We start from the raw sequence: 11,956 nt of genomic DNA, 5'->3' as shown, positions 1-11,956 counted from the left end.
TGGTGCAGAAATGCACCAAAACGTCCCTCTATTTCCTTCTTTTATGTTTAAAATTTTCTGTGTGACTTAGCCAAAGTTTTCTGTTAGTTATAGTTTAAGCTTTATAAAAAATAACAATATATCGCAGTGATAAGCCACCAAGTCAGTGCATAACAGCTGGGTGTCGTAACAGGAATGAGGGTACTATGTGTTCAATATTTGGTGTATTAGAAATTCAAGGCTCAGCTGATAAGCTCAGAGCACAAGCAATAGAAATGTCTAAAAAACTTAGACACCGAGGACCAGACTGGTCAGGGGTATATTCAAGCGACAAAGCTATTTTAGTACACGAACGACTTGCTATCGTCGGTGTCGCCAGTGGTGCACAACCTCTTTATAACCCAGAGAAAACCCATGTTTTAGCAGTCAATGGTGAAATCTATAACCACAAAGCACTGGCTGAGCAATTAGAAGCCCCATTCGAATTTCAAACTAAGTCTGACTGTGAGGTTATTCTGGCACTATACAAGCAAAAAGGACCAGAGTTTTTAGATGATTTGAACGGTATTTTTGCTTTTTGTTTGTATGACGAAGAGCAAGACGCTTATCTTATTGGTCGAGATCATATAGGGATAATTCCACTGTATACCGGTCGCGACCAACACGGTAATTTTTATGTTGCCAGTGAAATGAAAGCCCTAACGCCAATTTGTAATCAAATAGAAGAGTTTCCTCCCGGTCATTACTTATATTCAAAAGAAGGCACGTATCACAAATACTATCAACGTGACTGGCAAAACTATGATGCCGTCAAGGATAACCCAGCAAGTGCACTCGATGTTAAAAATGGCTTAGAAGCAGCTGTTAAAAGACAACTGATGTGTGACGTGCCTTATGGCGTACTTTTATCTGGTGGCTTAGACTCATCTGTTATCTCTGCAATTACTCAACAATATGCCGCTAAACGAATTGAAGACAATGATGCCAGTGATGCATGGTGGCCCAAATTGCACTCTTTCTCTATTGGTCTTAAGGGATCGCCAGATTTAGCCGCAGCACAAAAAGTTGCTGACCAAATTGGTACCGTTCACCACCCTATTCATTTTACAGTACAACAAGGTTTAGATGCGCTTAAAGAAGTTGTATATCATCTGGAAACATACGATGTAACGACTATTCGTGCATCCACGCCCATGTATTTAATGGCAAGGTATATCAAAGCCATGGGGATCAAAATGGTGTTATCTGGTGAGGGGGCGGACGAGCTATTTGGTGGCTATTTGTATTTCCACAAAGCACCGAACAGTAAAGAGTTCCACGAAGAGCTTAACCGTAAAGTATCAAAGTTACACATGTTTGATTGCCTGCGTGCGAACAAATCTATGGCCGCTTGGGGTGTTGAAGCAAGAGTACCTTTTTTGGATAAAGAGTTTGTAGATATCGCCATGCGTACCAATCCTGAATATAAGATGTGTAAGGATGGCCGTATTGAAAAACATGTGATCCGCGAAGGCTTTGATGGTTATATCCCTGATGATGTGCTTTGGCGTCAAAAAGAGCAATTCTCAGATGGCGTTGGGTATTCTTGGATTGACTCGTTACGTGATTACGCTGAGGCACAAGTGTCTGATCAAGATATAGCGAATGCACATTATCGTTTCCCAATTAATACGCCCGACAGTAAAGAAGCGTACTTCTATAGAACCATCTTCGAAGAGCATTTCCCGGGAGATGCCGCAGCTAAATGTGTGCCTCATGGCAAATCTGTTGCGTGTTCTACGCCTGAAGCACTTGCTTGGGATGCAAGCTTTGAGAACAATGCGGATCCGTCGGGTCGTGCCGCAAACGTGCACAACGACGCATATATGCAAAAGCAGTAGCCTCCACCCTATTTGCTGATAATTTAAGCAGCCTATAAAAATCAATTACTAGGCTGCTTAAATAACCCTTCACATTATCGGTTTTTATCTTTGCTTTTACATACTACACTTGCAAACATCTTAATCTAATAGAGAAAAAACAATGATTGAACAAGGACAACGCATTCCTGAGTCGGTATTAACAGAACTTACTGCTGATGGTATGCAAAACCATACATCAGATGCGCTTTTTGCAAATAAAAAAGTAGTGGTTTTTGCTGTACCTGGTGCTTTCACACCAACCTGTTCTGCTTCGCATTTACCGGGTTTCGTCGCACTTGCTGATAAAATTAAAGCAAAAGGCGTTGATAGCATTATTTGTGTATCAGTCAACGATGCTTTTGTTATGAAGGCTTGGGGCGAAGCACACAATGCTGAAGCGCTATTAATGTTGGGCGATGGCGATGCAAGCTTTACCAAAGCATTAGGCCTTGAAATGGATACTGAGACTTTTGGTGGCGTGCGCTCACAACGCTATGCGATGGTTGTCGAGAACGGTGTTGTAACCCAACTAAATGTTGAAGCACCAAAAACATTTGAAGTCAGTAAAGCAGAAGTAATTTTAGAAGCACTTTAATCACTGATATCGTCAAACGAAAGAACCATTCTTTCGTTTGACTTATTAAAGTACTAGGGCTGATGCGTTTGCTCTTACCTAGTCAAGTCCCTACTAAGCGTAATTCGCTGACCACTGCTCAAGGATAGTTTGGTACGGTTTAATAAAGTGCTCTTCAGCAAATTTACCCTGCTCAATCGCAAGGCGACTACGCTCTTCCCGGTCATACACAATCTGTGTGAGCGAGTGATCTAAGTTTTTCAAGTTTGGCTTATAAACAGCACCAGCGATGGCATTGGCATTATAAATTTCTGGGCGATAAATTCTTTGGAATGTACCCATCGTACTGATTGTGCTGATAAGCTCCAAGTTTGAGTAATCATTTAGCAAGTCACCGAAGAAGTAAAATGCAAATGGTGCAGCGCTGTTTGGCGGCATGAAATAACGTACCTGTAAGCCCATTTTTTTAAAGTACTGCTCAGTTAATGACGACTCATTTGGCAAGTATTCAAAGCCCAACACTGGATGTTGATTGTCAGTTCTGTGATATGTTTTATTATCTGAAACACTTAAACAAATCACAGGTGGCTTTTTAAAGTTTTGCTTATACGCCTCAGAATTCACGAAATATTGAAACAGCTTTCCGTGCAAATCACCGAAGTCTTCAGGAATACTGAACTGTGGCTTATCTTTATTGTAAGCAAGCAGTCTAACGCTGAAATCGTAATCTCGTACATAGGATGAAAAGTTGTTACCAACAATTCCCTCTATACGCTCGCCAGTCTTATTATCTATGACATACGTTTTTAATACCTCGATAGAAGGAAACGTTTCTCCACCGCCATCCACATCAATATCCACAGAGACAATTTCAAGCTCTACTGAATAGCGGTCGCCCTGCGCATTGTCCCAATGTGCCAGCGCATTAAAACTGTTATCAATCATCTTCAATGCGTTACGCAGATTAGCTTGGCGGCTTTCACCTCTTGCTAAATTTGCGAAGTTAGTCGTAATACGCGTGCTATTTGCAGGGTGATAATTTTCGTCTAAACGGAGGCTTTTGATTGTAAATGTGAATTCTTTGCTCATAGTGTTCTTACATCCAAATTGGTTAGGTGACCCTAAATTTATGTCTCGCTCTATCGGGCTTTTTATTTCAAGCTGCGGCTTATCCTCCTTAAATACGACCCAATGGTGAATTTAAGATTTAATACCTTTGGACTTTTAGACGTCTAGAGCTATGCGATGAGTTATTTATACTCTTATAGCTAAAAATTTAAAAATGTTATTAATTCAAATTGGACATGAGAAAAATTAATACATCATAAAACCAATACCTATAGCCATATAAACCATTGATTTAAATTAGCTTTAGACGTCACATTATGAAATTTTCGATTGAAAATACGTATTTTCAATTCTAAAAATACGAGATGCTAGCCCCATTTCAATGCTGTAGTATTGCAACCTAAATTATAATAAGAGATAAGTTGAATGAGTGAATTGCTTTTGTTGATCCTATACTGCGCATTGCTTGGCAGTGGTGTTGGCTTCCTCGCTGGTTTGCTTGGTATCGGGGGCGGGTTGGTGATAGTACCAATTTTGAGTATTATTTTACTTCAGTTTGAAATACTACCACCTAACCAAGTTGTTATAGCGGCCATAGCAACCTCACTTGCGTCGATATTATTTACATCGACTTCCTCAGCACTTGCACATCATAAAAATGGAAATGTGCCATGGGAATTGGCACCTTGGATCATGACAGGCGTCGCGTTTGGTGCTTTACTCAGCGGCTTTATGGCTTCCTTACTGCCAGAGGAAGTAGTGAAAGGGGTATTTGCTTTATGTGTTACGCTGATTGCTCTTAAAATGCTCTATAGCAGTAATAAACGCGAAGAAAACGAAAAGCGTCTAATGCCAAATAAAGGCATTTTAACCATTTTCACAACCATCACAGGCGGATTGTCTGCCATGATTGGTATTGGCGGTGGCGCTTTACTTGTGCCCTTACTTACATATTTTTCTGTTAACATGAAAAAAGCAATAGGTTGTTCATCTACGTGTGGCATAGTAATAGCTTTGTTTGGCTCTGTAGGTTATATCAGCTCAGGAGTAAATCACTTTAGCGTTGACGATGGATTTTTAGGGTTTGTGTATTTACCAGCATTACTTGGTATCGTATGCACATCTTGGTTTACTGCACCATTAGGCGCAAAAGCAACTAACCATCTACCAGTATCTACTGTAAAGAAAATATTTGCCGCATTACTGGTGATCATGGCTGGTAATATGGCACTAAGCTAACCTTTCTACTGTAATCAAATCACTAAAACCAGCCTCAACATTTATTTGGGGCTGTTTAGTTAACAATTACACTAACCACGCAATTTAAAAGCTGCATAGCCTGTTAAGACCACATAGCAACTCGCAAAAATTTAAAAATTATAATTAAAATACTCATTTTCAAAACAAAAGATTTACAAAAGTGCAAATATGTTCAAGAATGCTCTACAGATTTAAATTTACTGAATAATAGAGATAAGAATAATGATAAAGTCGTTTTTACTGACACTGCTAACCTTTATGATGTGCTCAGCGTATTCATCTGCACAAGCCCGTACATCTACTTATGTACTATGTTATAAACAAGGAAAAGTTGCTTGGAGTGAAGAGCATTACAATCCTCGTTCAGTGCAAACTGCATATTACAAATGCGTAAGCGATAATGGCACACCACAACTAGTAATCAGTTAACGACTTATTAAACTATATACCAACTTTGATAATCTATTGATTTTATGAAAAATATAGCTATGTGATATCTATTGTGTAGAACACGAGGTATCCACCCACTTGGCAATATCATTACGGTACTTAATGGCCCATCGCTTTGCAGCTTTAGCCTCACTATTACCATCAAAAACGGCAAAAGATGCAGCGTCCGCTATCATTCTTTGCGAAAAATCAATTTTTTTTATCAAATCATAAACACATGGATATGACTTTTCTAACTGTGGCCACCCAGCTTTTCTTAACCACCCTTTTTTGGGGTTACCACAATCATGCAACAGGTTTGGGTTTATACCCCAACTGACATCAGTTTCACACTCTATAGAATAAGTCGGAAACTCGACAAAACGACCAGGAATATGTAAATCAGTCCAATTTGGCGTCCAATTGATCAGTATTATGGGCTTTTTATTTAACCAAGCCTCTTCAAGTTTTTGCCAAAGAGCTTCTTCATTTTGCAACCTTTCAATCGTAAAATTCATGTCCAATGCTCTGATCAGATCGGCATCTTGATAATTCCAATCAATAGTATAAAACACCCCTTTTGACGGATCAGAGTCTTTAGAAAACAGCTTTGAACACTTATTAAGTGCCTGCCAGTCTGGTAAACCAGGGCACAACTCTTCTACATATTTAGGGTACCACCACTCCTCACGTACAACGACACTATGTACGCCTAAATCTACTATCATGTTATTAGCGACCATCCTATTATACTGGCCCGACATTGACTGTTGCCAAATTTCAATTTGAAAGTGAACTAAACCTTTTTGCATCGCGCCCCATTGATCGCTTGCAGGCATATCATGATATGTGACTGTATAGCCGTAGCCCTCAATAATATTGCCTAAAGCATGAGAAAGTACTCGCTGGCTCATCCAGTTATTTAAAGGAATAGAGATTACATCTGTTTTGTTTGATGCGTATGTGTTTGACAAAAATAGCCAACACATACATAGATAGAGTGTAACCTTAATAAATCGCATACACATATTACCAACACAGTTTTACGCCAATGATTTATAAACAAACTAGCTGGTATAGTATAGCTGAAGTTTCAAGTCCCCATTAATCGAGGAACTAATTCGATGGTTGTGCGGAACACAAGAGTGGTGTCTAAGCCAATACAGTGTAATGAAATATTTAGATACGTATGCCAATTAGTCAGAATATTAAAAACAAGTAGGTCACAAATTTATTTAGCCTATCTGAATGACTATTACCTATAACAATCAATCTTACCTGAAATATTTATTGTCTGAAATGCAGTACGATAAAGGTGGCGTAGCCAAATTCATGATGCCCCGTAATCAACATAACGGGTATATCGAAGTATGTGAAAAGCGCATTTCCTCCTGATTCTTTAAAGGCTTTTGTTGCAGTATCTAACTTAGCTATACCCTTTAGAGTCATTGAAAGTCAGCTGATAAAATTAGTATGAAAAGTTTCCAAGCTCAAACTTTGAAAACACGCAGGCTCAAGTCTAGATTTATATGACATCGGGGTCGTCCCGATATTCACTTTAGTAAAAGCAAATCGATTTGATTGTTTAAAAACACCTTCGTTAGTTTGATAGTAAAAGTCGTTTATTTCTCTATAAGTGCTATCAATAGTAGACAGAGTCTTACTACCTAGTGCACATATTTCAAGAATTGGGTTAACAGGAGAAAATCTCGTTTGCAACTTATTTTCATCAACTGCTCCGACTGACATCACGCTTCTATAAGCAGCCGGATACAAAGGAGCATCAATATCCGGTCGGCTTGTTGAGTCATAATTTCCTGCTTCAGCAATAATTAAAATGCCTGCACTGATTACCCTATCAATCACAACCTCGTAATGCTTTGGAATAAAACTGATCAGCCAGTGAAATATTTATAATGTATATCCCTCGACTGGCACAAATCTCGATTGACTAAATTAAGTCTGAGCGCCTAACCTCTGAATTTTCTCTATCACTAGATAAAGAAAGCTTCTGAATAAAAAGGTCAAAAGCGCCACTTTGTACAATACCAACAATGGCTTGTTCATTTTCGTTTGCAGAAATAACACCTAAAAACGCGGTAACATGATCGGCACTATCGTTATAACAAAATTCAACATAACTGTTATGGGTGCTGTCTAAACTTGTTGTTGAAAACTCATTGTGTTCGCCGGCTATACCAGAATCTGTAATACAAACTTCAATGCCCTATTATCCGGCTCTGATACCAATTCAAACTGTATTAATTTAGCATCAGAATTTATGACCTCGTTATTTTTTAATTTCTCATACCTAGGATCACTACTATCTTTTTGAGGTATATAGACTTCATCAGTTATTTTAGAGGAACTATTCTTTTCAATTGAATCGAGCCTATAAATGGCATCATTATTTCCTATATCGATTGATGAAATTTTTTCTATTTGTTCAATTTCAGCGCTATCCAACTTCATTAATAAAATATTTTAATCACTATCCACACTTAATGATTTAATTAATTCACCTCTAAAATAAGCTGGTTTACCCCTTGGCTATACGCAACCTCATATTTAAATAGTGATTTTAATAAAATTCAACTTAATTTTCATTAGAGTCAAAAACAAAAATAAAATAGAATAAATTAAATAAAATTTAGATTTAATGAGTTTGGTTTGAAGTCTGGCTTAGACAGTGAAGAACGCACTGCCTGTTAAATTTGGCAGTGCTTTTTAACTATTATATTACCAAATATAAGTCCCCTGTATTGGGTAACTTCCAGGCATATCAATTTCGCGAGAAATAGTAAGTGTTTCAAGGTCAATTTCAATAATTCGACCATCATCACTGGCGGCAGTATAAAAATACCTATCGTTGCGAGGATCAAAAGACGATGTATGTGATTGTGTTTTTCGACTTGGCGAAGAAGCTGGTGGACTTACATCAATATTTGCAATTTTACTATGCGTGTTTAAATCAATTACAGTCATAAATGTGTCTGTGTGATTTGTCGACACCGCTAACATTCGACCTGGGATCATCGTTGTATGTCCATTCCCTGTACCAGTTTCTATAATAGATACAATCTCCATAGATACCTTATTGATTACATATGTTTTTCCTTCATTTGAGCCTAAGTATATGTGAACGCCATCAGGGTGAAATGACGCATGATGCGCCCCCATTTTTTGTACATCTATGTCTAACGTTGGGACCAACTTAATTTGTTTTTGATAGATTTTCTTATCTGACAGCTCAAATGCCATAACCCCAGGAGCTATCCCTTGTTTAGGGGCCCCTTCTAGTACAGCATAAAATACATCTTGATCAGAGCCACTTGTATTTGGTGCTGCTAATATATGATGTACAGATGTTGGCGTCGCAAGAGAGAATTTGTGAGAAACAACATATTCCCCCTGATGAGATGAAACCTCATATAATTCCAGAGACCTCCTAGCTCTATCTAAAATTAAAAACAAAGAGTCGCTTAACCAATAAGGATGGCCAGTAGCTAGGCCTCCACCAAAATCTGTTGGTGTAATAATCGCCTCATTACCCACTGTTGCAACAACCTCATTTGTAGTTGTATCAATAATGCTTGTTACTGCTTTTTTTGTTCCTGATACAGCTGCTAACTTTTTACTGTTGTTATAAGTAACCGAACGAGGATAATGGCTAAGAGGAATTACATCCCCTATTTCTAATGTTGAACTTGAAATTATATCCAGTGATTGTGTGTTTCTTGTTGTAACATACACTTGCCCTTGACCAGCCTTATCAATTGGATAAGGGCTATCGCCAATTGTATTTAGTATTTCTTTAAGCTTCATAGACTGAGGAGCAAATGTAATTACTTGATTACTCTCTTTGTCTGCATAAAAACCGGTGCTGTGAGTATGTGCTGCTACTGATTGAATACTTATTGCCGATAGAACCGACATAAACATAATAGACTTTCTCATTTTTTTCCTTTCTTCTTATAAAGAATGAGAGAAATATCAGATGGCCAAGTTTCCATGTTTATAATTTAAACAAAATCAAAAAATGGCCTTCTTATTTCTTCGCTTTTTACTGGTTATTATTGAATGTTCCTAAATAGGTTATACCCTTTACAGGTTCAAAGAAATAAGAGATATGAGGTTATGAATAAAAATCAATTTGTTTCACTATGATAAACAGTCAAGCATAAGCAATTGTAATCTAAAAGAATAAGAGTAATGAGAAGAGATAATGTAAAATATATTTACAAGGATAGTATGCGTGAATTTAAATAATTAATTGCTAGCCCAAAGCATCGTCATCACTACTAAAAAAGACTTGGTTTCGCCCGTTACGTTTCGCATGAAAAAGCGCTCTATCTGCTTCATCAAATAACTGTTTGACGTTCACTTCCCGAGTATAGTCCCAGCACGTACCACCTATACTCACAGTAACAAACTCACCTTGAGCCGCTCGATGTGGAATTTCGAGTTCACTTACTGCACGGCATATGTTTTGAGCGACATTTTTTGCATTTTTTAACCGAGTATTTGGCATTATTATGGCAAACTCTTCACCGCCAATTCGAGCGAGTAGCCCATTCTTTACCGTTAACCCGTTAGATAGTGCTTGGCAAACATTTTGTATACAGTAATCACCAAGTTGATGGCCATAATGATCATTATATTGCTTGAAATTATCAATATCGATTACCAATAAACAAAAGTGCTGTTTTTGCTCACAGCTCCTCTCAAATGTATCACGCAGGGCTTGTTCATACACTCGCCTATTTGGGATCCCCGTTAGTGGATCTAAGCTAGCTAGACGCAAAAGTTCATCCTCTCTTGCTTTAAAATGTCGACTAGTATGATCTAAAAGATAATTATAAGTCATACATAAAGAGGCATTATTTGAACCATGATCGACGTTGAGGTGTTGAGGGTTGCTTTCATTTTTGGCAATTTTGTCAAATTGCTCCATTAAATCGATTAGTTCATCTTTCATACCATGCTCTCCAAAGTTTAAACCAATCGTTTCAGTTTGTGCTGAAACTCGAAGTGGATGAAAAAAATTGATTAACCAAAGCGCAACAAAGCCAATACCGCAAACCCAAACAGCACTCACACAAATACCAAGTAATTGAACAATAAGTTGTTCAGTGTGTGTTTCAAGTTTTAACTTTTCAATCGGCACAAAAAAGGCAACAGCCAACGTCCCCCATATACCACCACCAAGATGAACAGGTACTGCACTAACTACATCATCTATTTTAAATTTCTCCAATAAATCGCCTAATAAAACACTGATGCAACCAGCTATGGCACCGATTACAATAGCTGATGGTAAATTCACCAGATCCGCGCAGGCCGAAATAGCGACTAAGCCGGCGAGTAGTCCGTTCAGAACATAGCGTATGCCTTGCATAGAGTGCAGATTCCATGATAACAGCAATGCACTTACACCACCTGCACAAGCAGAAAGAGCTGTGTTAGAAAACACTCTAGCAAGTTCTAAATTAGGTGTATGAACGCTCCCTCCATTAAAGCCAAACCAACCGATAAAAAGTAAAAAAGTACCTAACGCCGAAAGAGGCAGATTTTGACAATACAATTCTTTAGGCTCTCCCTCACTTGTGAAGCGGCCTAATCTTGGCCCTACGATTATCAGAGCAACTAATGCTATCCAGCCGCCAACACTATGCACTACTGTAGCGCCAGCGAAATCAATAAAACCAAGCTCGAATAACCAACCTAATGGGGCTTGCGTAAAATGTTTACCATGCCAAATCCAATGACCTACAATAGGGAACAAAATAGTTGCAGTAAGAAACGAACAGATTATATAGCCGGAAAACCGCATTCGCTCAGCAACAGCACCTGATAAGATTGTTGCAGCAGTGCCACAAAACATCATTTGAAATAAAAAGAAGGCAAGTACACTTGGGTCATCATAACTATTTAAAGCGAACTGTTCTGTACCAAATAAGCCACTTTGACTTGCTCCATACATCAGGCCATATCCAATAAGCCAAAAACATACACCACTGATGCAAAAGTCAGCTACATTTTTCAAAGCAACATTAATGTTGTTTTTGCTTCTTACCAATCCGCTTTCGAAGCAAGTGAACCCAGGTTGCATCAGTAACACCAGCGCAGTACATAACAATGTCCAAGTGATTGATATTGTTTGCGGGTCTATTTCAATATTTGCCAAAGATGTCCCAAGTGGATAGGTACTTCATATAAGGAGCTTAGACAAGCTCTTAATAATTCTCCAGATGAAACTTGCAACACCCAATTGCTTTTCGAGTAACGAGCAAGCTCTAGCATAATTCACGAATAAAGTTTGATCCAAAAAACCATTTTTTAACGCAAACGCTAATAACAGTAAAAGTGAGGGTAATGATGGTAAAAATATGTCTTTTATAACTCCATTAAAAAATGGCTTTTACATTTTAAAAATAATATACTCCCACCCCAAAAATAATTTTAAAATAAATTTTTAAATTAAAGAGCACAGATTATAATAAGAGCCGCAACCTTTAAAATTTATAACTCAAAAAGTAAAGCAGCTCCACAAAATTAACTTTCAGTTAATATCTTTATGAGAATCAAACAATGCGTCCATTCTCATCAACAAGTACGATGCTACCACCTCCGCGACCACCGCTGACTTTATCAAGTAAGTCCTTTGATTTTAAACTTACAACGTTAGACTTGAAAATTACTTTAGTTTTTTTATTTAATAGCATAAAATTCTCCTTAAATTTTT

The 11,956-nt window shown here is 37.9% G+C and carries 11 protein-coding genes; 4 read left to right on the top strand and 7 right to left on the bottom strand.

Annotated elements, in window-relative coordinates; all coding sequences use genetic code 11:
- Positions 1-185: 185 nt before the first annotated feature.
- Both asnB and QNM16_RS04025 read left to right on the top strand, forming a co-directional pair.
- Positions 186-1,859: an asparagine synthase B gene (gene asnB, locus QNM16_RS04030; protein WP_284019302.1), complete on the top strand. Its 1,674-nt coding sequence runs from the start codon at positions 186-188 to the stop codon at positions 1,857-1,859.
- Between the two features lie 142 nt (positions 1,860-2,001).
- Positions 2,002-2,475: a peroxiredoxin gene (locus QNM16_RS04025; protein ID WP_284019301.1), complete on the top strand. Its 474-nt coding sequence runs from the start codon at positions 2,002-2,004 to the stop codon at positions 2,473-2,475.
- 93 nt (positions 2,476-2,568) lie between these two features.
- On the opposite strand, the gene QNM16_RS04020 is transcribed toward QNM16_RS04025, so the two are convergent.
- On the bottom strand, positions 2,569-3,543 hold the full coding sequence (locus QNM16_RS04020) for a DUF1852 domain-containing protein (protein WP_284019300.1): 975 nt from the start codon (positions 3,541-3,543) through the stop codon (positions 2,569-2,571).
- Between the two features lie 405 nt (positions 3,544-3,948).
- On the opposite strand from QNM16_RS04020, the gene QNM16_RS04015 reads away from it, so the two are divergent.
- Positions 3,949-4,761 carry a sulfite exporter TauE/SafE family protein gene (locus QNM16_RS04015; RefSeq protein ID WP_284019299.1) on the top strand — a complete coding sequence of 271 codons (813 nt, stop codon included), beginning with the start codon at positions 3,949-3,951 and terminating at the stop codon, positions 4,759-4,761.
- A 243-nt stretch (positions 4,762-5,004) separates the two neighbouring features.
- Positions 5,005-5,211, top strand: a complete 207-nt coding sequence (locus QNM16_RS04010; protein WP_284019298.1) for a hypothetical protein — start codon at positions 5,005-5,007, stop codon at positions 5,209-5,211.
- A gap of 68 nt (positions 5,212-5,279) precedes the next feature.
- On the opposite strand, the gene QNM16_RS04005 is transcribed toward QNM16_RS04010, so the two are convergent.
- The 6 genes from QNM16_RS04005 to QNM16_RS03980 all read right to left on the bottom strand — a co-directional run bounded on the left by QNM16_RS04005 (position 5,280) and on the right by QNM16_RS03980 (position 11,936).
- On the bottom strand, positions 5,280-6,185 hold the full coding sequence (locus QNM16_RS04005) for an ABC transporter substrate-binding protein (protein WP_284019297.1): 906 nt from the start codon (positions 6,183-6,185) through the stop codon (positions 5,280-5,282).
- Between the two features lie 481 nt (positions 6,186-6,666).
- A complete protein-coding gene (locus QNM16_RS04000) occupies positions 6,667-7,077 on the bottom strand; it encodes a S8 family serine peptidase (protein ID WP_284019296.1) in 411 nt (136 codons plus the stop codon).
- A gap of 327 nt (positions 7,078-7,404) precedes the next feature.
- The gene (locus QNM16_RS03995; protein ID WP_284019295.1) at positions 7,405-7,683 is read right to left on the bottom strand and encodes a hypothetical protein; all 279 of its coding nucleotides are present in this window, start codon (positions 7,681-7,683) and stop codon (positions 7,405-7,407) included.
- Positions 7,684-7,950: 267 nt separating this feature from the next.
- The gene (locus QNM16_RS03990) at positions 7,951-9,168 is read right to left on the bottom strand and encodes a hypothetical protein (protein ID WP_284019294.1); all 1,218 of its coding nucleotides are present in this window, start codon (positions 9,166-9,168) and stop codon (positions 7,951-7,953) included.
- Between the two features lie 319 nt (positions 9,169-9,487).
- Entirely contained in the window at positions 9,488-11,398 is a 1,911-nt protein-coding gene (gene amt / locus QNM16_RS03985) for an ammonium transporter (RefSeq protein ID WP_284019293.1), read from the bottom strand.
- A gap of 397 nt (positions 11,399-11,795) precedes the next feature.
- Positions 11,796-11,936 carry a hypothetical protein gene (locus QNM16_RS03980; protein ID WP_284019292.1) on the bottom strand — a complete coding sequence of 47 codons (141 nt, stop codon included), beginning with the start codon at positions 11,934-11,936 and terminating at the stop codon, positions 11,796-11,798.
- Positions 11,937-11,956 lie beyond the last annotated feature (20 nt).

Source organism: Pseudoalteromonas umbrosa, from assembly GCF_030125375.1.
GTDB lineage: Bacteria > Pseudomonadota > Gammaproteobacteria > Enterobacterales > Alteromonadaceae > Pseudoalteromonas > Pseudoalteromonas umbrosa.
This window is presented reverse-complemented; position numbering and strand designations above follow the sequence as displayed.

Coding starts and splice junctions, on each gene's coding strand:
- asnB (WP_284019302.1), top strand. CDS start 186: ATGTGTTCAATATTTGGTGTATTAGAAATTCAAGGCTCAGCTGATAAG.
- QNM16_RS04025 (WP_284019301.1), top strand. CDS start 2,002: ATGATTGAACAAGGACAACGCATTCCTGAGTCGGTATTAACAGAACTT.
- QNM16_RS04020 (WP_284019300.1), bottom strand. CDS start 3,543: ATGAGCAAAGAATTCACATTTACAATCAAAAGCCTCCGTTTAGACGAA.
- QNM16_RS04015 (WP_284019299.1), top strand. CDS start 3,949: ATGAGTGAATTGCTTTTGTTGATCCTATACTGCGCATTGCTTGGCAGT.
- QNM16_RS04010 (WP_284019298.1), top strand. CDS start 5,005: ATGATAAAGTCGTTTTTACTGACACTGCTAACCTTTATGATGTGCTCA.
- QNM16_RS03995 (WP_284019295.1), bottom strand. CDS start 7,683: ATGAAGTTGGATAGCGCTGAAATTGAACAAATAGAAAAAATTTCATCA.
- QNM16_RS03990 (WP_284019294.1), bottom strand. CDS start 9,168: ATGAGAAAGTCTATTATGTTTATGTCGGTTCTATCGGCAATAAGTATT.
- QNM16_RS03980 (WP_284019292.1), bottom strand. CDS start 11,936: ATGCTATTAAATAAAAAAACTAAAGTAATTTTCAAGTCTAACGTTGTA.